The organism is Acetobacter persici, assembly GCF_018256955.1.
GTDB classification, from domain to species: Bacteria; Pseudomonadota; Alphaproteobacteria; order Acetobacterales; family Acetobacteraceae; genus Acetobacter; species Acetobacter persici.
This window is the reverse complement of the sequence record NZ_JAERKU010000006.1, coordinates 1-24511: the sequence shown is the minus strand read 5'-3', so window position 1 is coordinate 24511 and position 24511 is coordinate 1. Positions and strand designations below refer to the sequence as shown.

18 protein-coding genes and 2 tRNA genes are annotated in these 24511 nt (G+C 53.9%); 6 read left to right on the top strand and 14 right to left on the bottom strand.

Annotated features, from left to right (window positions below):
- Nucleotides 1–5: 5 nt before the first annotated feature.
- The 3 genes from dusB to ispF all read right to left on the bottom strand — a co-directional run bounded on the left by dusB (nt 6) and on the right by ispF (nt 3822).
- Entirely contained in the window at nt 6–1064 is a 1059-nt protein-coding gene (dusB, locus tag JK199_RS08515) for a tRNA dihydrouridine synthase DusB (protein ID WP_212375238.1), read from the bottom strand.
- A 113-nt stretch (nt 1065–1177) separates the two neighbouring features.
- Entirely contained in the window at nt 1178–2542 is a 1365-nt protein-coding gene (locus JK199_RS08510) for an 8-oxoguanine deaminase (protein WP_212375236.1), read from the bottom strand.
- Between the two features lie 125 nt (nt 2543–2667).
- The gene (gene ispF, locus JK199_RS08505) at nt 2668–3822 is read right to left on the bottom strand and encodes a 2-C-methyl-D-erythritol 2,4-cyclodiphosphate synthase (RefSeq protein ID WP_212375402.1); all 1155 of its coding nucleotides are present in this window, start codon (nt 3820–3822) and stop codon (nt 2668–2670) included.
- Between the two features lie 287 nt (nt 3823–4109).
- Here ispF and JK199_RS08500 point away from each other — a divergent pair, with 287 nt between their 5' ends.
- The gene (locus tag JK199_RS08500) at nt 4110–6350 is read left to right on the top strand and encodes a glycosyltransferase (protein ID WP_212375234.1); all 2241 of its coding nucleotides are present in this window, start codon (nt 4110–4112) and stop codon (nt 6348–6350) included.
- A 128-nt stretch (nt 6351–6478) separates the two neighbouring features.
- Here JK199_RS08500 and JK199_RS08495 read toward each other — a convergent pair whose 3' ends face one another.
- The 7 genes from JK199_RS08495 to gpt all read right to left on the bottom strand — a co-directional run bounded on the left by JK199_RS08495 (nt 6479) and on the right by gpt (nt 12358).
- Nucleotides 6479–7765 (bottom strand): polysaccharide pyruvyl transferase family protein, encoded by a 1287-nt coding sequence (locus JK199_RS08495; protein ID WP_212375232.1) that lies wholly within the window; start codon nt 7763–7765, stop codon nt 6479–6481.
- A 1-nt stretch (nt 7766) separates the two neighbouring features.
- Nucleotides 7767–9866, bottom strand: coding sequence for a glycosyltransferase (locus JK199_RS08490; RefSeq protein WP_212375230.1), 2100 nt, complete (start codon nt 9864–9866; stop codon nt 7767–7769).
- A gap of 78 nt (nt 9867–9944) precedes the next feature.
- Nucleotides 9945–11099, bottom strand: coding sequence for a UDP-galactopyranose mutase (gene glf, locus JK199_RS08485; protein ID WP_212375228.1), 1155 nt, complete (start codon nt 11097–11099; stop codon nt 9945–9947).
- Between the two features lie 184 nt (nt 11100–11283).
- Nucleotides 11284–11360, bottom strand: a tRNA-Arg gene (locus JK199_RS08480).
- Between the two features lie 39 nt (nt 11361–11399).
- Entirely contained in the window at nt 11400–11705 is a 306-nt protein-coding gene (locus JK199_RS08475) for an ETC complex I subunit (RefSeq protein WP_212375226.1), read from the bottom strand.
- 21 nt (nt 11706–11726) lie between these two features.
- Nucleotides 11727–11803, bottom strand: a tRNA-Pro gene (locus JK199_RS08470).
- A gap of 57 nt (nt 11804–11860) precedes the next feature.
- A complete protein-coding gene (gene gpt, locus JK199_RS08465) occupies nt 11861–12358 on the bottom strand; it encodes a xanthine phosphoribosyltransferase (RefSeq protein ID WP_025826780.1) in 498 nt (165 codons plus the stop codon).
- A 179-nt stretch (nt 12359–12537) separates the two neighbouring features.
- Here gpt and upp point away from each other — a divergent pair, with 179 nt between their 5' ends.
- The 4 genes from upp to JK199_RS08445 all read left to right on the top strand — a co-directional run bounded on the left by upp (nt 12538) and on the right by JK199_RS08445 (nt 15345).
- Nucleotides 12538–13188: a uracil phosphoribosyltransferase gene (gene upp / locus JK199_RS08460; protein WP_212375224.1), complete on the top strand. Its 651-nt coding sequence runs from the start codon at nt 12538–12540 to the stop codon at nt 13186–13188.
- Nucleotides 13189–13193: 5 nt separating this feature from the next.
- Nucleotides 13194–13868 (top strand): YoaK family protein, encoded by a 675-nt coding sequence (locus tag JK199_RS08455; RefSeq protein WP_212375222.1) that lies wholly within the window; start codon nt 13194–13196, stop codon nt 13866–13868.
- A 108-nt stretch (nt 13869–13976) separates the two neighbouring features.
- A complete protein-coding gene (locus JK199_RS08450; protein ID WP_077931376.1) occupies nt 13977–14489 on the top strand; it encodes a hypothetical protein in 513 nt (170 codons plus the stop codon).
- A gap of 160 nt (nt 14490–14649) precedes the next feature.
- Nucleotides 14650–15345: a YfdX family protein gene (locus tag JK199_RS08445; protein WP_212375220.1), complete on the top strand. Its 696-nt coding sequence runs from the start codon at nt 14650–14652 to the stop codon at nt 15343–15345.
- A gap of 91 nt (nt 15346–15436) precedes the next feature.
- Here JK199_RS08445 and JK199_RS08440 read toward each other — a convergent pair whose 3' ends face one another.
- On the bottom strand, nt 15437–17713 hold the full coding sequence (locus JK199_RS08440; RefSeq protein ID WP_244985026.1) for a TonB-dependent receptor: 2277 nt from the start codon (nt 17711–17713) through the stop codon (nt 15437–15439).
- Nucleotides 17714–18195: 482 nt separating this feature from the next.
- Nucleotides 18196–20277: a phosphocholine-specific phospholipase C gene (locus tag JK199_RS08435; protein ID WP_212375218.1), complete on the bottom strand. Its 2082-nt coding sequence runs from the start codon at nt 20275–20277 to the stop codon at nt 18196–18198.
- A 261-nt stretch (nt 20278–20538) separates the two neighbouring features.
- Between JK199_RS08435 and JK199_RS08430 the strand changes: the two genes are divergently transcribed.
- A complete protein-coding gene (locus tag JK199_RS08430; protein ID WP_212375215.1) occupies nt 20539–21441 on the top strand; it encodes a S1/P1 nuclease in 903 nt (300 codons plus the stop codon).
- Nucleotides 21442–21524: 83 nt separating this feature from the next.
- Here the strand turns inward: JK199_RS08430 and JK199_RS08425 are convergent, their stop codons facing one another.
- Nucleotides 21525–22484: an NAD(P)H-dependent glycerol-3-phosphate dehydrogenase gene (locus JK199_RS08425; RefSeq protein ID WP_212375213.1), complete on the bottom strand. Its 960-nt coding sequence runs from the start codon at nt 22482–22484 to the stop codon at nt 21525–21527.
- A 225-nt stretch (nt 22485–22709) separates the two neighbouring features.
- Entirely contained in the window at nt 22710–24407 is a 1698-nt protein-coding gene (locus tag JK199_RS08420) for a Hint domain-containing protein (protein ID WP_212375211.1), read from the bottom strand.
- Between the last annotated feature and the right edge of the window lie 104 nt (nt 24408–24511).

The window sequence follows — 24511 nt, the reverse complement described above, 5'->3', positions numbered from 1 at the left end:
CTGTTTCATGCCGCGTGCGCCTGCGCATCGGCATGGCGGGAGGCCCGCGGCTCCCGCACAGCACCCTCAGCAATCTGCTGATCGTAAAAGTCCGAAATCATCGCTATGGCGTCCGGAGCGTTATCCACGCGGTTCACCGCCGCGCGGAACCCGGCAGAACTCGGCAGCCCGGCGGAATACCAGGACACATGCTTACGGGCCAGACGCAGGCCGGGGCGTTCCCCAAAATGCTCCAGCATCATTTTATAATGCTCCAGCACAATGGCTTTTTCCGCCTCCAGCGTGGGGTCCGGCACCTCCTCCCCTGTCAGAAGAGCATGCGCAACCTGCGCCAGAAACCACGGGCGGCCATAGCATCCACGCCCGATCATCACGCCATCCGCACCGGATTGCGCCAGCGCGGTGCGGGCATCCTCAATGGTCAGAATGTCCCCATTCACAATAACAGGCAGACCCACGGCGTCTTTCACCTTCCGCACAAAAGCCCAGTCCGCCGTGCCATTATAAAACTGCTGGCGGGTCCGGCCGTGCACGGTAATCATGCGGATGCCTGCATCTTCCGCAATACGGGCCAGCACCGGTGCGTTCAGGTGGGCATGGTCCCACCCCATCCGCATTTTCAGCGTGACCGGCACAGGGACAGCTTTCACCACGGCATCCAGCAGGCGGGCAGCGCCCACCTCATCCCGCATCAGTGCGGACCCGGCCATCTGACCCACAGCCACCTTTTTTACCGGGCAGCCAAAATTGATATCAATCAGGTCCGCGCCACGGCCGACAGCAATCCGCGCGGCTTCCGCCATCGCGTCCGGGTCACACCCGGCAAGCTGCACGGCGTTCGGGCCACCGGCATCGGCAACCTCAGCCATCCGCAGCGTTGTGTCGTTCTCCCGCACCATCGCCCAGGACGCAATCATTTCGGACACGACAAGCCCGGCTCCCAGCTTTCGCGCCAGACGGCGGAAAGGCAGGTCTGTCACCCCGGACATGGGGGCGAGAATAACGGGCGTCTCCAGGCGCACGCCGCCCAGATCAATCGGCCGCAATAACGGTTGCGTTTGCACAGTCTTTTCCACTTTGCCTATGATTTAGGCAGATATACGCACTTCGAATTCGGGAATCAATCTTTTTATAGTCGTAACGTTCTGCCGATGGAAAGTTCCCGAAAACCCGGCTTTCAGGCCTTTTCCAGGAGCTGACGCGCCAGCGCGTTATGCGTCTCGGCCAGCAATGCCGGATCATGATCCACAAACTGCCCATCCCGGATCAGCCACCGTCCATTGACCATGGAATACGCAACCCGCCGGGGCGAACAGAAGACAAGGGCCGCCACCGGATCTGACTGCGCCCCCGCATGGTCAATCCCTCGCAGATCAAACGCCACAAGATCGGCCGCCTTGCCGGGAGCCAGCACGCCAATATCATCACGCCCCAGCACCGCAGCGCCGCCCCGGGTCGCCAGATCCAGCACTTCCCGCGCCTGCATCATCGGGCAATTATCTTCCGTTTCCAGCAGACGCCCAAGCAGCATGGCCTGCCGGGCTTCCCCCAGCATATGGCTGCCATCATTGGAGGCCGACCCGTCCACCCCCAACCCGACCCGCATGCCGGACGCCACCATCCGCCGCACCGGCGCAATACCTGAACCAAGCCGCATATTGGAACAGGGGCAATGCGCCATCCCGGTCCGTGTTACCCCAAAGCGGCTGATCCCCGCCGCATCCAGCTTCACGCAATGCGCGTGCCACACATCCGCGCCAACCCAGCCGACATCCTCGGCATATTCCGCGGGCGTCATGTTAAAGCGCTCACGGCTATAGGCTATGTCACTGGTATTTTCCGCCAGATGCGTATGCAGCATGGTGCCTGTGGCACGGGCCAGCCCGGCAGCCTCGCGCATCAGATCCGGGCTTACGGAAAACGGAGAGCACGGTGCCACCACGACCCGCTGCATAGCCAGCGGAGAAGGGTCATGAAACGCCTCAATCACCCGCTGCGTATCGGCAAGAATAGCGGCTTCTTCCTCCACCACGCTATCTGGCGGCAGTCCCCCCTTGCTCTCCCCCACACTCATGGAACCGCGTGCTGCATGGAAGCGCATCCCCATGCGGGTCGCGGCTTCAATCTGATCATCCAGCCGGCTGCCGTTGGGGAAAAGGTAAAGATGATCACTGGTGGTCGTGCAGCCGGACCATAAAAGCTCGGTCATGGCCGTGCAGGTGGAAACACGGATCATCTCCGGCGTCAGCCCTGCCCAGATAGGATACAGCGCCTGTAACCACCCAAACAGAGAGCTGTCCTGCGCCGCGGGAATCACACGGGTCAGCGTCTGATACATATGGTGATGCGTGTTCACCATTCCGGGCATCACCACATGCCCGCTCATATCCTCCACCACATCCGCCTCTGGCAGCGGGTCCAGTGCGGAACCGACTGCGACCACCTGCCGCCCCCGCACCAGAACCCAGCCGCCTTCCAGCTCTTCACGCTGGTCATTCATCGTGACGAGACGGAGGGTATTTTTCAGCAGGATGGTGGTCATGGGTTTCTTCTCCCAGTCCATGAGTCAGACCATGAAAAAGGCCGCCCATCGGTCCGATGCGCGGCCTTGCGTCAAACTTTCATGCACAGGCGCATTACGCGCTGCAACATCAGGGCATCAGGGCATCAGGGCATCAGAACAGACACGGCGGCTGTGCAGGCAATGCCTTCTTCACGCCCGGTAAAGCCCAGACGCTCCGATGTCGTCGCCTTTACGGAAATCCGGCTGACATCTACTTCCAGCAGATCGGCCATCCGCTGGCGCATCGCCTGCGCATGCGGGCCAATTTTCGGGCGCTCACAGATCAGCGTCACATCGGCATTGATCAGCATGCCGCCGCGTTCCCGAATCCGCTGCCCAGCATGAACCAGAAAGCGGGCGCTATCAGCATCCTTCCATTCATTCTTGCTGGGCGGGAAATGCGTGCCGATATCCCCTTCCGCCAGCGCGCCATAAATGGCGTCACACAGCGCATGGATGCCAACATCCGCGTCGGAATGACCAGCCAACCCTTTGGTGTGCGGCACGGTGATACCGCACAGGATCAGCGGGCGGCCTTCTTCAAAGGCATGGACATCATATCCAAGCCCGACGCGCGGCAGGAGAGTCGGACCGATCAGTCGTTCAAGGCGCACGAGGTCCTCCTCATAAGTCAGCTTGATATTATCTTCATCACCGGGCACCAGCGCGACACTGAACCCTGCCTCTTCCAGCAGTTTCGCATCATCCGTTGCCGTGGCGGAACCCGCCCCGCGATGCAGGTCTAAAAACAGACCAAACCGGAAGCCCTGCGGGGTCTGTGCCCGAAACAGATGGTCACGCGGCACTGTTCCCGCAATCACGCCATCTTCTTCGCGCTTCAGCGTATCTGCAACCGGCACGGCAGGGATCGCACCGGGATGTTCAGCCAGAGCAGCAATCACAGCCTGCACCAGCTTTGCTGGCACGTAAGGACGAGCGCCGTCATGCACCAGAACAAGGTCCGGGCGCTCATTTTCCGGCAGAGCGGCAAGCGCTTCCAGCCCCGCCAGCACACTGGCCTGACGGGTCGCCCCGCCCGCCACCGGCGGCAGAACGGCAGCGCCTTCCAGCGCCTGCGCCAGCGTCTCCGGGTCACCCACCGGCTGAACACAGCTTACATGAGGCAAAAGGGCTTCCGCAGCATGGCGGATAACCGGCTGGCCCGCCAGCAGCACGTACTGCTTCGGCGTTGCGGACCCGCTGGTCGCGGCATAACGGCTGCCTGTTCCGGCAGCCAGAAGAATGGCAGCTACTCGCATACCCGGAGCAATGCTGCGGGAATCCCGGCGCGTCAAGGCACAAAATAGCGCACTCAGCCGCCCATCAGCCCGGCACAGCAGCAGCTTACGCAGTACATCCTTGTGAAATCCGTCTGCCACCCGTGTCAGACACCACAGCGTCCGGCCTGCCCGTCACAGTAAATCTCACGCAACCTGCGGCATGGTGGAAAAATTCGTCCGCTCCAATAAAAACAATGATATAGCTGACAACCATCAGAGGCCTTAATATCCGGCTTTATTTTTCTGCGACACAGACCAGAGATACCATGAAAACACTTTTACTTACTTTTGAATGCCCTCCTGACGTCACAGGCGGGGGTCTGTGCACATATGTTCAGGAATATATCGCGGCAAAAATAGAACGGCGGGAACCAACGGTTATTCTGACGGCCGATTTCAACGTGCAGGATGAAGTCTGCACCTATTTTGGCTGCGTCAAAGTGATCCGCTTCAACCCTTCTGCCGGTGACTCCTTTAAATATATGGGTCACTGGGCGGCCATGAGTTATGAATTTTCCAATCAGGTCAAAAAAATCATTACGGACGGGTTCCAGCCGGACTGGCTGGAAGTGTGCGATGGGTTCGGGCTGGGCTATTTCACACTTCAGAGAAAGCTGTGCCTTGAAGCTCCCTTTACGGACCTGAAAGTTCTGGTAACAGCCCATACGCCCGTCAGCATGATTGACGAATGGGACAAGAAAAACATTTATGAACTACCCACATATTTTACAAAATATATGGAACAGTTCTGTTTCATGGCTGCCGATAAGGTTATCTCCCCGAGCAACTTCCTCAAAAAGAAACTACTCACGGAATTTCTTGAAAAGGAGGTTCCGATTGATGTTATCCCTAACCCCTACGAGAAACCTTTCGTCCCTTCAAAAACCGGCACTGACGCCGCCGAAAGCAGCCAGATTCACGACATTCCTGACTACGCCATCGCGTCCAGAGTTTGCTACTGGAAAGGCATCGATCATGCGCTGGCAGGGTTTGACCTCTACTGGAGCAATGGCGGCCAGTCCTCGCTGTATGTTTATGGGTCTGACACGCACTATTTCAAAAACAATCAGTCTTTCAAAGAAACTCTGAGCACGAAATATCAGCAATGGATTGAAAAAGGCCTGCTGAAATTTGCGGGCCTTAAAGAGCATTCAGAAATTCTCCTGATCAAAAAACAACTCAAGGCACTTTTCCACCCTTCCCTGTGCGAAAACTACCCCTATTCTGTCATTGAACATATGGCTGACGGCGGCATTGTCGCGGCCTCTCTGAGTGGCGGACAGGCAGAATTTATCAGCGATACAGAAAACGGTTTTCTGTTTGACGCACATTCTCCCCAGTCCATACAAAACGCCATTCTGAAAATTGACGCTCTGAAGGATGCCGAACGTCATGCCATCTCGCAGAATGCCATGACCACCATTGAGAAAACCTGTTCTTACGCCTCAGTCATGACTCAGAAAGAGCGGGTGCTTGCAACAGCCCAACAGCAATCCGCCCGTGCCACTTTCCCCTTTACATCCGGGAAGGAACTCACCCACCCCGCAGCGCAGGCCTCCGCCAGTCTCACCGTTATCATTCCGCATTACAATCTGGGCACTCTGCTGGTTGAAGCCATTGAGAGCATCAAATTCAGTAGTCTGCCTAATATCAAAATTCTTGTTGTGGATGATGGATCAACAGACAAAGAGTCCATCATTACCCTCAAAACTTTGGAAGCGCGTTACGCGGACCTGAAGGTGCTTTACAAGAAAAACTCAGGCGTTGCCGAAACCCGGAATATCGGCGTGCAGCACGCAACAACAGAGTATATCGCACTTCTGGATGCGGATGATCTTGTCTGCGCCTCTTATTATGAAGCCGCGCTCAAAATCCTGAACCGTTACAGCAATGTTGGGTTTGTTGGCGCATGGAACGAGGACTTCAATCAGACTGGCCGCCTGCGGCTCTGGCCGACTTTCAACCCCGAAATCCCGCTCCAGATGATCATGAACACCACAAACTGTCAGGGGCTGGTGGTGCGGCGGGACACCTACCTCGCACATGGGCAGCATGATCCGGAGCTTGGCATGTTTCTGGATGACTGGGAGGCAACCATTTCAATGGTGCTTAACGGTGTCCGCGGCGTGATGATCCCGCACCCGCTGTTCAAATACCGTATTCGCGAGGAATCCATCTTCCGCGATAAATTCAGGATGTTTAATATCAATTATAATTACATCATTGATAAACATCAGGATAAACTTTCAGGAACCTATGGTGAGATTATCAAGTTCCTGAATGCCAACGGCCCCAACACCCAGTATCACAACCCGACCTTCCCGCCTGAGCGTAACACTCACCCTGAGCCTGCACAGACGGCAGCACCGGACCACGCAGAAGGCAGACTGGTCCAGCTAGCCCACAAATATTATGATCGGGTGAACCAGCCCGGAGCTATTCGCGATCTTCGCATCGGCTTGCGTAAACTGGGAGCCGGACAACTCATGTCCCGCTTGAGAAAATAAGATTTTCCGCCCCGATGGCCGTTATAAAGCCATCGGGGCTTACAACTTTCTGAGAAGCCGGGCTGATCAGATGAACTGACCAGCTCAAACAAGGCCTTTGATTAAAGACCCTTCGTGCTTAACCGACTTTATTTTACGATGATTTTCCTGACTATCCGCAACACAAAACCAAAGACCGGCAAACGGAAAATGCTGTAATATCGCTCATTCAGGCGATGCAGCCGTGAAGATTTAATCCGTTCAAGCTCCTGCCGGACTTCATCAAACTCACGCCGCTTGCAGGCTTCGTCACGCTCAAGATGCGTGACATGATCGGTCAGGTCTCGCCGCCTCTTCCGCTCCCGGTCAACAAGATCTTCCCACTTCTTTATTTCCAGATCTTTTTCGGCAGACGTCTCGCTTAATTTTTTCTGCAATTTTTCCAGACGCAGCAAAAGTGCATCATTCTGCCTCAGCACGGAAGCGCGCTGCTCCCACTCCGCCTGCCGGTCAAGATTAAGGCGCTTCACAGTATCCCGGAGCAGTCTTGCTTCCGCCCGACTCCCCTGCTCTGCAAGTGTATAATCCGAGCCACGCTCTTCAAAAGAAACCGTGGGGAACCGATGTAGCGTGTACTCAAAAATCGCTTTGATCTTGAAGTAACTTGAGGGCTCAAGACGAACTGTTCGCCCCAAAAGGGCCGCAAGCACCGCCATATGCAGGCGATCTGTCTCGACACATTCAAACTGGCTGATCAGACCAGCCACCGCACGCAGGGGCTTTACGCACTGCTCAATGCTTGTCCACTGAACATCATTAAACAGGAGCGGCAGATCAACGGATGTTCTGGGAGGCGTTTTCCGGCCGCCTTCTTCATCCAGCCTGAAAATCTGGAGAACCGGATACTCGCCTTCAATTTCCAGATCGGAAAAATGCTTCTCTTTTGTATAAAAAGCCATGTCGGAACAGACAAAAATCCGATCTTCCGGCATCCCCTGCCGGAGAAGCTCTTCATAGCTTTGCTGCTCTCTGCAGAAAATCGTCACCTGATCCGCATAGGGGACAAATTCTGAACCAAAGCCAAAAAAGCTGGTGGGAAGAATAAGAAGCTGCCCACCATTCTGCAAAAATGTGATGGTCTGCTCAAGATAGGTTTCCCAAAGGCCTTTAACCCAGCCTCCGCCGCCCCCCATCACAATATAATTATACCCGGAAAATGTCTCTTTGGACCGGCCCTCAATGCATTTAGGGGACCACCCAAGATCTTCAAACAGGTCCAGAGTTCCCAGCGCTATCAGCCCATCTCCAAGGTTACCGTAACCGGGATAGAAGGCAGCGTCATTCTCTATAAAATGCTTCAGGGACTCAATCAGCTTGGCGTTATGCCAGATTTCTTCACGAACAGCTTGTCTGACATTTTTATAGTTTTCATTCATTTCAGAGGGTTCCCTTCACAAGCTGTTCTTCAAGCTGCCTGTAAAACGCAGCGACGTTTAGAGCATATGTTGAGCGCGCATGCTGCTGCTCAAAATGTTCATGCAAACACTGTATTTTATTCTGAATTTCCGCGTCGGATGCACTAAGAAATTCTTTAATTTTAGTGACGTACCGTGCAATCAGTTCCGTATCATCCGCGCTGTTGCGGACCAGAAAACCAGAATTCTCGCTAATCAGTTCAGAAACACCTCCCACATCCACCGTAATAATGGGAATATTCATCTGCGCAGCCTCAAGTAGAACATTCGGAAGTCCATCAAAAAGTGAGGTATAAAGGAACGCACTTTTATCAGTGAACGGAATACTCTCTAGGCCACTAAAGCTACCTTTATAAATAACATTTGGGCAATCATCGAAATAGTTTGGTTCAAACTGATCAAGGACCGCACTCCCATAAACGTAAATTTTCGTGTCAATATTTTCAGCCAGCAACTCGACAGCGAGTTTATGCAATAAATCAGGGCGTTTTTGTGAATCCAGACGCGAAGCCCATATCAGGCACCGCCCTCCTTCCTGATGCCGCAACGCAGGTGCGACAGACTGGCTATAGGTATAAAGGGTCTGGGTGCGCCCCTGATAAACCGGGATACGATACTCTAGCTGCTCAAGATTAAGGCTATGGTCCGAGACAACATAATCAATATGGTTTCTGTAATCACTCAGAAAACGATACTCTGCTCCGTCTTCATAGAGCGTATGATTCATAATGTAGTAAGATGCACAAAAATAGAAATAGACAAGCTGCCGCTGCTGGAAAAAGTCAGTATAGGAACGCATAACATCTTCACAAAACGGGCAGAATTTCATAAAAATTCGTGCTGTAGCGGCAAAATTTTCAATAATTCTGACAGCCATTTCAGGGATGCGTGCAGCAGCACTCCCATTTAGAAGCGTATCAAGATCAATAATATCCAGCCCCTGTGGCACCTTGCATCGTTCTTTAGAACTGCAAAGCCTTTGCCCAAGGATCAGCAAGCAGGTTTTATTGTTGTCTTTGAGCGCTGTCTCGATAAAATTGAGAACATATTTTTCGCCTCCTCCCTTGGAAAGGAAAGGCAGAAAGAAAACATCTGTATAGGTCTTACCTTTTAACGCCGTACAGATTTTTTCGTACCCAAGACCAAAACTCTCAGAAATACCGACATTTGTAAAAAACTGTGCGTCCCGAAGGCTGTAAGGATGGATTTCAGGCTCGATCATGTTCGCCTGATGAACCAGCTCCTGAAGATAAAGTGTGCTGGTATAAGATTTTTTAAAATCGATATGCTTCTGAGGAATTATACTGGTCTGGTTTTTGCTCTGGACCAGATCCAAAAACACATCTCCCTCAAAAAAGCGGGAATTAGGCACCATACGCTTTCTGTCTTTCCCCAAAGATGCCATGATACTCCCGCGTCTCTGACGATAGAAAATGATCGTATCCTCTGCCACGACCAAATTAAAACCAGCAGCAATCAGCCGTAAGTTGATATCATAATCTTCATAGGCATAGACCGCAGAGGCAGAGCAGTCCCGATACGCCACCTCAAGCAGATCCTGTCGTCTTGCCATAAAGCGGGAGACATACGGATGCTCCCCAAGCATTCTGTAAAGACCAACCTGATCAAGCGGGTAGAACCGGCAAACATAATTATCATCGCCAAAAGAATGATAATATTCAGGGAAAACAACTATCTTCTCATTCGGCGCTTCCTGCTGCTTCTGATAAAGCGCATGGATGAAATTTCTTGAAACCAGATCATCCGCATCTGCAGGGACAATATAATCGCCAACGGCAACCCCAATGCCGTAATTACGCGCAAGCCCCAAGGAACGAACTTTGATATTTTCCAACCTGACAGAATCAAACCCGGAATAATCGTAATTCTTTAAAAGCGAGAGCGTTCTTTCATCAGCATGGTCTGCAACAATAACCAGCTCTGATTTAATATTATAAAGATGCGCATGCTCAACAGAATCACGGAGAGAGCGAAGGGTCGGATATAATAAATCCTGCTCTCTGTGCACATTCAGAATAATAGAAACATCCATACCTGGCATATAACACTTCCAAACAATAACTGAGAGCAGACTTAATAATTACGCCTCACCTACGCGTGGGCATACCCGAATAGAGCCTTACGAAGGGTCGACAAAAAATGATGGGAGTGTGCCTTTTTCGCTCTGAAGCAGAGCGTCAATCTGATCACATGCGGCCAGAGCTTCCGTAATCGTCACATCCATATCGAGATAACGATAAGTGCCGAGCCGCCCAAGGAAAGACACAGCTTTTTCTGAGCGCGCCAGCGCAATATAGCTGTCCAGCATTTTCTTCTCGTTCACCAGACGAATAGGGTAATATGGAATATCCTGCTCACCGGCGAGGCGACTATACTCACGGAAGCACACCGTTTTAGAGAATTTCTCCTGCTCCCACGGTGCAAAATGCTTATGCTCGGAAATACGGGTAAACGGCACAGCTTCATCGCAATAGTTGATAACAGCCGTGCCCTGATGGTCCCCGTCATCCACAAACCGCTCAAAATCAAGGGTCCGGTATCCAAGGCGCCCAAGGCGAAACTGGAAATACCGATCAATGGGGCCTGTATAAAAAACGTGGTCATACTGCTCTTCCAGACTTTCAAAAGAGCAACCGAGCCGAAGATCAATCCCGTCAACAGCCAGAATATTCTGGACAATGCTTGTATAACCGTCTTCCGGCATCCCCTGATACGGATGATTGAAATAATTATCATCATAATTAAAGCGCAGCGGCAAACGCTTTAAAATAGAGGCCGGAAGCTCCGTCGGTTCAAGCCCCCACTGTTTGCGCGTATAGCCGTGGAAAAATGCGCGATAGAGTTCCGGGCCAATCATGCTCAGCGCCTGTTCTTCAAAAGAACGAGGAGCCTGAATAGAGCGATCCGCTTTGCTTTCAATAAAAGCCCGTGCGTCCTTCGGCCCCATGGTTGTTCCAAAGAACTGGTTGATGGTCAGAAGGTTTACCGGAAGCGTATAGACACGCTCTTTTGAAATCGCTTTAACCCGGTTCACATAAGGCTGAAACTTGCCGAAACGCTGCACATACTCCCACGCCCTCTTATCGGCCGTATGGAAAATATGCGGCCCATATTTATGGACCATAACACCGGTCTCCGCATCCCGCTCTGTGTGGCAGTTGCCGCCAATATGGGGGCGTTCATCCACAACCGTCACCTTGTGGCCACGCTCAGCCAGATGCCGGGCAAGAATTGCTCCGCTAAACCCGGCGCCCACAACGCAGAATGACTTCAACTTCTCAACTCCCGACAGGACCAGGTCTGGTTTTACGCAAAGCCCTTAACCGGGCCGGAATGACGATATCTTCATTCTCCCCAAGGCCTACCCTCAGGCCCGGCTTTCGGCAAGCAAAAGCAGGCTGCAAACTGTGCTGAATTATCAGCCAGCCTTTGATGTTGAGAATGAAGGATAAAGTCTATGGCGCGCCCTGCTGGATTCGAACCAGCGACCCACAGCTTAGAAGGCTGTTGCTCTATCCAACTGAGCTAAGGGCGCGTACTCTGCACCCTCCGATAGTCGGAAATATCCGGAAAATCAATGGGTCCAGTTCTGGATCCGGTCAGACCGGAAATTGTCGGCATACACTTTGGGCTTGCGAATACGCTGCACCGGGGCTTCAATCTCGTATGCCACGTGCTCACGCTCAGCGTAAGCCACAGCCTCATCGCAAGACTCAAAATACAGGCGAAGCTGGGACTGAGTGTCCTGACTTCCTGTCCAGCCCATCAGCGCATCCTGACGCCTTGGGGCTGTCTGCCCATATTCAAAAACCCACTCACGCGTGCCAGCCAGTCCTGACTGCCCCGCGGGTTTAGGCTGCTTATAAATCCGTGCCGGCATAGTGATGCCTCCAGATATAAGTGGTCGGGGCGCCCGGACTCGAACCGGGGGCCTCGTGTACCCAAAACACGCGCGCTACCAGGCTGCGCCACGCCCCGAATGCAGCGGAACCTAAGCGGCATTCGGCAGGCTGGCAAGCCCATTGTGGTAAAAAATCAGTCAGCCTTGTTTTCAGCTTTATCCATGGCCTTGGTCGCCAGCGGAGGCACAAACAACGGCGCTGTATCCCACGGGAACAAAACCCAGGTATCCTGCGGCACTTCCACCACAAAATGATTGGTCAGCTTCATCCCGGCTGGCTTGGCATACAGGCAGGCAAAATAGGCTTTGGGCAAGCGTTCACGCACGACACGCGCGGTAACGCCGGAATCCACCAGATCGTCAATAACGAGAAACCCCTCACCATCCCCTGCCGCATCGGGAGATTTGATGATGGTAGGCTTGCCGCGCTCTTCTTCATCATACGTCACGACGGAAATCGTTTCGACCAGACGGCAGTTCAGTTCCCGCGCAATAATAGCCGCAGGGATCAATCCGCCCCGTGTGACTGCAACCACACCTTTAAAGGGCATTTTAGGCACCAGAGCTTCTGCCAGAATACGGGCATCTCTGTGTAACTGGTCCCATGTGACAGTCGCGTAATTTACGGCCATCTGGCGCTACTTCCTCTTCAAACAAACATCAGGCCAGACAGACCCGGCCAACAGGACCCGTCGGGGCCTTACCGCGCCCTTCTGCCACTAGTCCGGGCTGCGCTGCAAACCTCGATTAAGAAAAATTTCCTTCACCCGAAAATATAGCGTAATTTTCTTTCAATCGTTATGCTTCCCCCATGACTTCAGAACCCCTCTCCCCCCTCCCGCCTGTGGTGCTTGACCACCCTCTCATCCAACACAAGCTGACCCATCTGCGCCGCAAGGAAACCTCTACCGCCGGCTTCCGCCGTCTGGTGCGCGAACTCAGCCTGCTGATGTGCTATGAAGCCACACGCGACCTTCCGCTGGAACCGGTGGACATTGAAACACCTCTTGAGACAATGCAGGGCCAGCAGCTGGCGGGCCCGGATGTCTGCTTCATTTCCATCCTGAGGGCCGGAAATGGTCTGCTGGATGGTATGCTGGACCTCGTGCCGTTCGCGCCTGTTGGGCATATTGGTCTGTATCGTGACCCGGACAGCCTTGAGGCCGTGGAATATTACCTCAAACTCCCCACACAGATTGCCTCACGCCGCTGCGTTGTGGTGGACCCCATGCTTGCCACAGGCCACAGTGCCGCCGCAGCCCTGACGCGCCTGAAGGAACAGGGAGCAAAACGCCTGCTGTTTGTCTGCCTGCTTTCCACACCGGAAGGGATTGCCTGCCTGCAAAAAGCCCATCCGGACGTGCCCATCATCACCTGCTCAATCGATCGCGGACTGGATGACCACGGCTACATCCGCCCCGGACTTGGCGATGCCGGGGACCGTCTGTTCAGCACCCGCTAAATCTTATGGCGCCTGCTCCTGTTTTTGCATCTGCCCGCCGTATTCTGCTGCTTGGAATGCTGGCGGGATACATCAACGCGCTCAGCTTTATTGATCTGGGTGGGATGTTTGCAGGCGCCATGACAGGCAACACAATCCATATGGACGCGACCTTTGCTGCCGGAAACTGGCAGCATGGCATGCAGATTGCGGAACTGATTCTGGTCTTTTTTCTGACAGCCATTCTTGCATCCTGCCTCCGGCTTATTGTGCCGCCAGTCTATAATTTTATCATCATGGCGCTTCTGCTGTGCCTTGCGGAAGGCCTGCATGGCGCACCTCAGCAGGTGCGTTATGAACGTCTGATCCTGCCTGCTCTCATGGCCATTCAGGGGCAAACTCTGGCCCGTTTTTCAGGCAACGCCATTCAGACAGTCGTTATTACCAGCAATCTGCTGAAATGCGCGGCGGCCATAGCCGCGTGGTTGCTGTCATTCTGGCCGGGTCGTAAAATTCCCCGCCCTTCACTGGCGACACTTTTTCTGCCGGGATTATCATGGGTCGCTTTTTTGGCCGGAGCAGCCGTAGCGTCTCTGGCTCTGGGCCTGCATGCGCAATTCCCTTTTCTCTGGCCGTTACCCGTAATTGTCCTGCTCTGCATTGATATTGGCCGGGCCGAGCGCACCGGCCAGCTCGACTGAGCAGTTCCGCTTTGCCGAATAGCTGACATGCCCGAGAGCCCTTGGTGCCAGACGCCGTTCTCAGTAGGAGACTGGCATCACAAAGACTGAGCAGCAAGGCGGCCGGATATGAGTATCTCCTGGGGTGATTTTCAGGCTGTGGTGCAGCTTTCAGCCGGGCTTAACGTGGCCATCCTGAGTTTTGTCGATATCAGCCTGCCCGCCATCAAGGAGCGTCGGCGCGTCTTCACCAAGGCGCGGCAGGAACTGGATATCCACCGCAAAAACCCGCACATGCGCACGGATGAACAAAAGGCAGACCACGCAAATGCCATAGGCGAAGTGGACCGCCAGCTTTTTGATCTGTGGCGGGAGACGTCTGCCTTTGAAAGCATTGAAGATTCCCTGATCAAATCAACCGGGGTGTTTGGCTTTTTTGGCGCAGTGCTGAGCATTACCCTGCTCTGGTATTCCGCCCTGCATTATAATGAGGACATTTCATTCACCGGTGAGTTGCTGACTGTCCTGTCCTTCTTCTCACTGGTTGCCGCGTTTCTCATCAATTTTGTCACCGCCTCCAAAGCGTCTCAATATGCCAAACGCTGCAACGCACTGCGGGACCATATGCGGACCAGCCTCTGAACCGCAGGCCATCCCGGAAGGAGGTATCAGGCTAGGATAAACCCGCTGAGCAGCATCCCGCGGCAGAGAGTTGTCGGAAGCCACGGCGCATCCAATATTAGTGTGCGGAAAAGGGCCTTTCTGACAGCGCCCTTCTTTATTGCAGCAATGGATCTTATTCATGCGTTTTAACACAAAGGCATCTCTGGCCGCTCTGGCCATGCTGACCGCCACACCGATGATGGCGCACGCCAGCAGCCTTCACACCAAATGGGAACAGTTTAAAGCGGGCCGCGCCTTCCGCCATCTGTCCGCTGACGGCCAGCGCGCCATGGCAGACATTGTTCAGGCCCGTGAAACGCTGGCAGCAGGCAAAACCGACGCCGCGATTCCGGCACTTTACGATGCTCAGAAGCGTCTGACCGCCGCCGGCAAGGCTGAAACAAAGTTTAATGCTGCGGAAAGCCAGCTTCAGCCAGCACCGCAACATCCGGCGTCTCCCGATCACACGCCCGCAACCACACCCACCACATGGATTCCGGTTGGCGGAGAATTCATCGCCACAGAAACACTGGCTCCGGAAAAGAAGGCAGCTGTTGCCACGGCGAATGGTCAACTGAAAGCTGGTCAGACCGATCAGGCTGCCCAGACCATGCAGGTTGTGGGGGAAGATGCTGACTTCATCGTCGCGCTTGCGCCGCTGGCGCAGACGCAGGGTGCGCTGAACCGCGCAACGGTCTTTACCGAAGGCAAGCAGGCGTCTGAAGCTGTTGCAGCGCTCGACCAGATCCTGAACGGTCTGGTATTTGTCTCAGAAGATTTTGCTGAGTCCGCCATGCCGGATCACGGCAAAGCGCCTGCAAAATCCAGCCACTGACGGCTGAAAAGAAAATGGGGGAGGCGCACACGGCACCTCCCCCATCCAGACCTTTCACGCAGCTGAAAAGGCTGCGTGTCAGTGCGGTTTTTTAGAAATCGACGCTGGCCGTTCCCATCACCATAAACGGTGCTGCGACGGAATAGGTTGTGTTGCCACCTTTGATCTTGGACCCATACATCCCGGTTGTTGCCAGAGCGTTAGCGGCCGTACCGTTAACAAACCCAAGGTAACGACGATCCGTGATGTTCCGCAGGTTCAGGCGCAGGGTGGGAGACTTCATAATACCCCAGTCCTTGAAGCGATAACCCGCATTGATGTTCATCGTCAGATAACCGGGAATATGCTGGTCATTCACAAACGTTGAATACTGCCTGGCAACATATTTCAGGCTGTAGCCACCAAACAGGTGCCCGTCATCATAATCGAGGTTGAAGCCCAGCTGATATTTCGGCGTCTGCGGCGCAAACTTGCCTTTGCTGAACACAAAGTCACTGGCACCACCGGCAGCAATATTGCTGTCTGTGCGGGCGTTAATATATTCAGCAGAGAAATAGGGGCGCAGGTGATACAGGATCGGCCGTGTGCCCACTTCCAGATCCACACCATCAGCATGAGAGTTCCCGCCGTTGATGCTGCGGGTATAGGTATAGCCTGTATCTGTCACCACGCTCTGCTGATACAGACGGTTGGTGAAGTTATAATGGAAGTATGACACAGAACCCATCACCAGCGGCCCCTGATAACGCCAGCCGAACTCCTCAGAAATGGAGATTTCCGGCTTCATGTTCGCGTTAGCCTGAGTGCTGTAGCTGTGGGATTTTGTGTTGTAGGACCCTGAGTCATACAGTGACGTATTCATCGGAATACGGAAGTTGGTGGTTGAAGACGCAAAAAGCTGGTTTTCATCGTTAATTTTGTAACGAATAGACACAGCCGGCAGCGGCTGCTGCCAGGACCCTTTAATATAAGGCCCGGTAGATGTATCCGGCAGGTTGTTCTGCCCGTCACGATTAACCACAGCGTATTTCAGGCCGGCCTCAATCGTAAGGCGGTTATTCAGCAGAGAAAGACTATCCACAATGAACATGGTGTGGATACGGGTCTGCGTCAGCGTGTCACGATACTGCGCCGTCACACCGTTGGAATAGACCATGTTGGTCCCGCCGCCCAGCAGATCGTCAGGCTTGCCTGTTTCGCCGTCAATCAGACTGAACGGCGCTGTCTGCCGCTGCTTTGAATATTCAAACCAGTAGCCCACGGTCAGGCGGTTAATGCCGGTGTGCAGCGTCAGTTTTGTCACCGCACCGGGGCGGTAGGTCTGCGTATTGGACGGGTTATACAGCAGCAGAGATTTTGTGTTGGAAGCATTATAAGGCCCGATAGAGCCAGTCACTGTCTGCTCACCATACTGCTGGCTGGTCAGGCTTTCATTATACGCACCGCCGCCGTTGCCATTGCCATACCAGAAGTAGGGCGTTTCGGTCAGGGTCAGATTATCAGTGAGCGTAAAGGTAGACGGAGCACTGGCATAAATGTTGGTAAACGGGTTGCGGTGCAGCTGGTAATAGTTTGCACTCGGCTTTTTAGGGTCCCATTTGCTTTCATAGGTGTTGTAAACACCTTTTGACTGCCAGGCCGCCATATTCGTGGACGGGAACAGCACGCCGGTTGACTGGTTACCGACCAGTGAGAAAGACACAACGTTGCCTTTCCCCCAGGCGCTCATCCACTTGGTTTCCCCATGCATCTTGTTCTGGCCGCCCGGCCCGCGCCAGGACTGCTCAGCCGCATCGGAGAAAGAGACAAAGCCTTTGACGTTGGTATGGCCGACATAGCCGGTATCCAGACGACCAAAAATGCGGCGTGCATTATAATTCCCGTAGGAACCAACGATTTTCCCGCCCAGATGATCTTTCGGGTTCATCAGATACATGTTGACAGCACCACCGGTGGCGCTGATATGCGGGCTGTCCAGATCCGCAGAGCCCTGCTCAACATTGATACTGCGCAGGTTTTCCGGGTCCACGATTTCCTGCGGATAGACGGCATAGTTCCCGATATCGTTGATCGGGAAGCCTTCAAGAGTAAAGCCGATCTGGCTTTCAGTCAGGCCACGCATAGTCATATGACCACCGGACAGGCCCATCGGGTCTGTCGAGGTGGTGTTCACCCCCGGCAGCATTTCAATAAGCTGCATCGGGTTCAGGCCAGTTGCCTGCTTTTCAATATATTCTGACGTGATGGTCGAGCGCGATTTCGGCGCGTCTTCCTTGACCATCAGACCCCCGCCCACCTGACGGTGGCGTGCACCTTTGACTTCAACCTTTTCAGGAGCCTGATCGGTCGGAGCCGTGGAGCCCATCATGGATGGCTCACTGGAGGAAACTTTTGACGGTGCAGACGCACGCACATGCCCGACGTTCTTTTTCGTCGCATCAGGTTCTGCAGCAAAGCCTGCTGAGAACGGGAGGGTTGTAAAGCCAATCAGCGCGGAAGTGGCCAAAAGTTTCTGCATTGCGGTGAACTGTTCCATTAAAATTATTGTTAGGCGCAGCCCTCCCTTAACATTTGCGAAATAAGATTTATTTTAAAATTTTATGACAGCCGCCTAAAAACAACAGCCTGATGTTTTTTTGCAACAAATCGAAATCGGAATAATAAAAAAAATTTAGGCAACTTCAGAAAACTACATTTTTCCTGAGCTTCTTTTGCATTTCTTATTTTTCCAGACCGCTTTACGCACCTTATTTTTCCTCATTAAAAAATACGCCTTTATTTAATTTTTATACATATTCGTATCAATCAGCTGGGCACCGCATGCTCCCGGCGCACCGGGAGCATGATGCCTCATCCGTGAAGAAGGGGCTTCCCGGCTGCAGGGTCCGTCACGCCCGTGCTGCCTGTTTCAACATGCCCTGCAAAACGGCTGGTTACATTTGGCTCTGCGGATGCAAAAACCGTCACATCATACCAGTGGTGGCTTCCGGCCAGACCAATCTGCTCCTGCCGGACGCCACGGGCAGGCAGCACCACCGTCCGCTTTGCCAGGCCATACGCATTGTCCTGCATCTGCACATTTTGTGGCCGGTTTGTATGGTTTGTCAGTTTGACAACAATCGCCCCTGCCCCGGTCTGATCCATCACTGAAACGCCGACATCCGGACGCCCTTTACGATGGAAATACCGCGCGAACCCATTCGGCCCGAGCACCATGAGACGCAGCATCCCGCCCGCAGGCACATGCCACTGATCCTGCAACGACGCACCAGCCCCGACCGTATACCGGCGCGGCTTTTCATCTGACTGCTCCTGATAAACATAGAAGCAGACCCCGGCTGTGCCATGATTTTCAAACTGAAGAGTGCAGGCTCCTGCGGGTCCATCCACCTCATTAACAGCAAGAATATAGGGCAGCGGGCGCGTTGGCCTGTGTCCTTTTTCCTGTTCGCCAATATCAGACAGACTGCTTTGCACCGGAACCGCCGGATCAGGCAGCTTGCAGGACTGGTCCGTTTTGCTCCTGTAATCCGCCGTATCCGGGAGATTCCCCTTCAATCCCTGCTTGCGTGAGAAATCGAACGCGCTGGTCAGATCCCCGCAGACAGAACGCCGCCAAGGCGTAATATTGGTTTCACGCACCCCAAAGCGAGCTTCGATAAACCGGAGAACCGAGGTGTGGTCAAACACTTCCGAGCAGACAAACCCACCCGTGCTCCACGGAGACAAAGCCAGCATAGGGACACGCGGCCCCAGCCCGTAAGGCAGCATGTCTGCGGTGTAGCGTTTCGGTTCATGCGGCGTGAGACGATCATGAATCTCGCCGCGGGTATCAACGGTACTTTTCCCCGGCAAAACAGGCGTGGGCGGCTGCGGCGGCGGAACATGGTCAAAATATCCGTCATTTTCATCATACATGACGAGCAGAACGGTTTTTGCCCACACGTCCGGATTGGCTGTCAGAGCATTCAGCACACGGGCAATGTAGGTCGCGCCATAACCGGGGGTCCAGCGCGGATGCTCGGAATAAGCCGCAGGCGGCAGGAGCCAGGAAACTTGCGGGAGCCGATCCGCCAGCACATCCTGCCGCAACGTATCAAGCGTGCGCTTCGTCATGGCGCGCTGATAAAGCGGGGACGTCTCGGGCGCATCGACATAGTTGCGGAAGTTCATCAGCACGTTCGTACCGAAATTACCTTTCTCCACATCAGCCGGAGAAAGCCCCTGCTGATAAACCTGCCAGCTGACCCCGGCGGCCTCAAGCCGTTCCGGATAAGTGGTCCAGTTAAATGGTCCGGGCACCTTCGGGTAAAAGGCACGATCAACCCAGTCCACATTGTCCAGCACAGGACCGCCGCCAACACCTTCCCCGTCCACGGTTCCGGTCATCAGGTAAAAGCGGTTGGGGTGAGTTTGCGTCGGGGTGGAACAGAAATAATGATCGCAGACCGTAAAGGCATCCGCCAGCGCGTAATGATACGGAATATCCTCACGCGTGTAATAGCCCATGGTCATGTCGGTCTTGTGCCGGGGCCACTGGTCATTCCACCCGGCGTTGATCGCGGCGTGCGTAGGAGCCCAGTTATGGTCAAGGTCCAGAACACATTGCGCGCTTGTGACATGCGTCCGGAGCTGAAATGGCAGAACGCGCCCGTTCTCGGGTTTTGCGCGCCACTGTGACCAGACCGGCGTCCCATCCGGCGAGCGCACCGGGTGACGGTCCCCAACCCCGCGCACCCCGTTCAGGTGGCCAAAATAATGGTCAAAGGAGCGGTTTTCCTGCATCAGCACAACAATGTGCTCAACATCTTCCAGCGTGCCGCTCCGGCGTTCCGCCGGAATAGCCAGCGCACGGTTAATGGAGGAAAGGAGACCCGCTGTTACAAGTCCACTTCCGCCCTTCAGAAGTCCTCGGCGCCCGATAACCGACATACATGCCCTCTCGATTTCACATGCTCACAAAACTCTTTTGCGAACAGACAAGAGGCAGCTCTATACAGAAGCAACCCTCTCCGCGCCAATAATGACAGGCTTCATCATGATGTCACATATCAGGACATCCCGGACCTGATGCGGCGTGCTTTAGAACTGCGCTGTTCCCAGGAGTAAAAAATATTACCTTTCCGAATAGATACATTTTTCTGAAAAAACGATACTCCTCAGACCTCATCAGAATTTTTGAAGGCCTTCTCCATGAGACACTCTTTCACCCATCTCGCTGCGGCAGGCTGCCTGATGCTTGGTCTGACAGCCACAAGCACACAGGCGCTGGCATGGGGGCGTGAAGGCCATCAGGTTGTGGCGGCGCTGGCGTGGGATTACCTGACTCCCGATGTCCGGCATAAAATCGACCTGCTGTTAAAGCAGGACAAAGATACACTGACCCCGCCCGACTTTCTCTCCCGCTCAACATGGGCCGATTCCTGGCGCAGCGCCGGGCACAAGGAAACGGGTGAATGGCATTTTGTAGATATCGAGCTTGACCACCCGGATCTGGCTCAGGCGTGCTACAATTTCCCGGCGCAGACCAACCCTGCCAGCGGTGGCCCGGCAAAAGACTGTGTGGTCAATAAAATTCCCCAGTTTGCAAAAGAACTCGCAGCCCCGGACACACCACCTGCTGAGCGCGTTCTCGCCCTGAAATATCTGGTCCATTTTGTAGGGGATCTGCACCAGCCGCTGCATGCGGCCGATAATCATGACAAAGGCGGTAACTGTGTCCGCCTTGCGCTGGGTGGCCCACGTACAACCAACCTTCACTCCTACTGGGATACGGCGCTTGTTTCAGAACTGGACCCGAACGCCAAAAGCCTGAGCGACTCTCTCTTCATGCACATTATCTATGATGACAAGCAGGCATGGCAGAGTGGGACCCCTTCTGACTGGGCACAGGAAAGTTTTGGTCTGGCACGAACCTATGCTTATCAGCTGAACACCGCAAAAGCTGGATGTGACCCGGATAGCGCACCGGTTGAACTCCCCGCTGGCTATGATGCCGCCGCACGCACTGTTGTTTCACTCCAGTTGATGAAGGCAGGTGTGCGGCTGGCTTACCTGCTGAACACAGCCTTAGCGGACGTCCAGATCAAACAATAACCGGGCTTAGCGCCGCGCCGGGGCGGTGTATGTTTCCCATAGACGCAAAAGCCGCCCTGTTATCCAGTTCAGGAGATCTGCTCTCAGATTTCAGCCCCGGCAGGCCGCATTAGAAGCTGGTCCATTAACGCCTGTAAAGATGCCTGCCCTGTAACAAGGGCGGCCACAGCCTCGATAATCGGCACATTGACCTGATGGCGACGGGCCAGTTCAGTCAGAGCCAGCGACGTGGTAACCCCTTCTGCAACGCCACCGGCTGCCGCTTCCGCGTCTGATGGCGCGAGACCTTCACCTAATGCCCGGCCAACACGGAAATTTCTGGAGGATGTGCCGGTACAGGTCAAAAGCAGATCCCCCATTCCGGAAAGGCCGGACACAGTCGCGGCATCGCCCCCAAGTGCTTGCGCAAGACGGCTAATTTCTGCCAGTCCCCGCGTTACAAGGGCTGCGCGCGCATTTTCTCCAAGCCCTGCACCAATCGTCACACCTGCGGCTATCGCAATCACATTCTTGGCTGCGCCGCCAAGCTGGACCCCGATAACATCCGTGCTGTCATACAGCCGAAAAACTGGCGTTCCCAACAGATCCGCCAGAGAACGCGCCTGCCCCTCCTCCCGTGCCGCGACAACAGCCGCAGCGGGAAGTCCCGCCGCCACCTCATGCGCAAAATTCGGCCCAGACAACACAGCGCCCGCATGGCCTGGCCTGATGGCCTCAAGACTATCCAGCGGAAACTGAAGTGTATCGGGTTTGACTCCTTTGCAGCACAGAATGAGAGGCGAGTCTGTTTCAATCTGTGTCAAAATGGACGCCAGATGCTGCATGGGCACAGCCACAAGCGTTACGTCAGCACGGAACGCGAATTCATTTGTCAGGGTAATGCTTGAAGGCAGGGGAAAAGCACTCAGGCGCGGCATTGCCCCGTTCATGAAGCGAGAAGCCGGGTCTCGCGCCCAAAGAGACACCGCAGCCCCGGTCCGGCTGGCATGGAGAGCCAGCGCCGTTCCCCAGGCCCCCGCACCAATAACGGCAATATGCTTCATTCTCAGCTTCCTATAACAGCGACACGTCTGGCTTTTCGCCTATAATTGCAAATAAGACGACCACCAATTTTCCGAGGCAGCTCTCTTAATCCATGCAATTTTAAAGCTACCGAAGCTCATACGCTGAAGGACGCAAACATATTCAGAAAATTTCGGCTCTTACGAAAACAGGCCCTGCTTCTTTCGGAACAGGACCTGCCTTCAGGCTACAGACTTAAGAAAATATCAGGCGCTGAGAACCTGAACATCTTCCTTCTGCGCTTCAACAACATACGGGCCAGCGGCGACAACGTTGAGGCTGAGCAGACCCATGTTACCGTCTGTGAGGCCAGACAGCGGCAGAACAGCATTGCCTGCAGTCCATGCTGCTTCAGCCTGGCTTGCATCAGCATGCCAGCCTTCCGGCTTGGTTTCCGCCAGATGCACCACAATGTTTTCCTGACGAGCAGCCGTTACAAACGTGATGTCACCGACAGCAACACCCATCTGACGACGATCATCCACAAACGGGCCAATCACATCAGCCGGGCGGCTGGCGCGGGACACGATGCGCACAGAAGACACATTCGCCGGCAGCATGAAGCTATAACGCTGACCTTCATGACGAACCGGGCGAACAACCGCGCCTGTCTCCGTAACCAGATGCAGATCGGCATCGTTGGTCAGTTCCACAACGTCAGCATGACGCAGACCTTCTGCAACGCTGCTCTTGCGGGCTTCCAGCTTGCGGAACAGCGGCTCTACAAATGCGCGGTCAACACACAGTGCTGCACCGGCATCCGCTGCCCATGTCTTTGCACGGCCACCAATGCTTGCAACCTTGCCTTCCTGACGGAAGGAACGACGGTTCCCCGTATCCAGGTAGCTTTCCGTCAGCATGCCATTAGCTGAAATGACCGCATGTTCTGCCGTTTCAATATGATAATAATCATAAGCAACGATAGATTTATCGTAGAAGATGGAAGAGCCGTTTACCAGCATACGCACCGGCACAAACTTACCATCGAAGAACATGCAATGCTCTGACGTAACCAGAAGGTCTTTATAAGGCACACCTTCAGCAACAGCGTCTTTAAGAATGCGAACAGGATAACCAGCCTGATCATCCGGCAGACCAACATGAGCCGTTGCAGATGCTTTACCGGCCCACACGACCGGACGAACACTCTCTACGCCCGTTTCCGAGTCAAATGTGACAACCTGATCACCAATCTGGAGATCTTCAACCGCCACTTCACCATCAGCCGTGCGGATCATGCTGCCAGCAAGGAAGCAAACCACGACATCAGCATTCAAATAGGTTTTTCCGCCAACTGTTGTAACAGTAAACGTTGTACCTTCGTTCGCAGCGGGAAGCTGAAAAGAAGACGTACCGTTAATTGCTGTGCCGTTACTTGTCAAAGTGTAAACACCATCGACATAAGTGTAGCCATCAGCAGTCATACCATCAATAATTATGGTATCATTTTCCGTTATGTTTGTAATAAATCCAATAATACTTGGGGTAGTGCCTGCAGCAATTTCAATTGTTCCACCACCACCTGCAGGTGTGTTAGCTGAGCCAGAAAATTCGATCAAACCGGAAGTGGTAGTTGCATAACCACCCAGAATCAGAGTTCCACCATCACCAACAATTGTTTTAGAGCCGTCAGCAATGATGTCAGAGTTACGAAGCGTTAGAGAACCATTAACTGTCACTGTTGACGATGAGGTAGAAGTACCGATGCGCCATCCATCAGCATCTACAGACACCCCGGCGTCAACAACAACACTTACCCCAGTCGTAGCGCCACCATTTGCAGTCGCCCCGTCGATAGTCCAACCATTGTAGTCTGACGTAATTTCAATAATGCCGTCGCTATTGGGCTTCAGCAGAATTTCATCTCCACTGTCATTGTTAATGAGATGTACAGATGCAACCATGGAACCCTCTCTATTTTCAGTTGGCCCTGACGTGCCCCCCGAAAATGTAACCATTTAAAAGTAGAGTCCGATCGAGAAGGATACGGACGAATGAAACGCAGTCG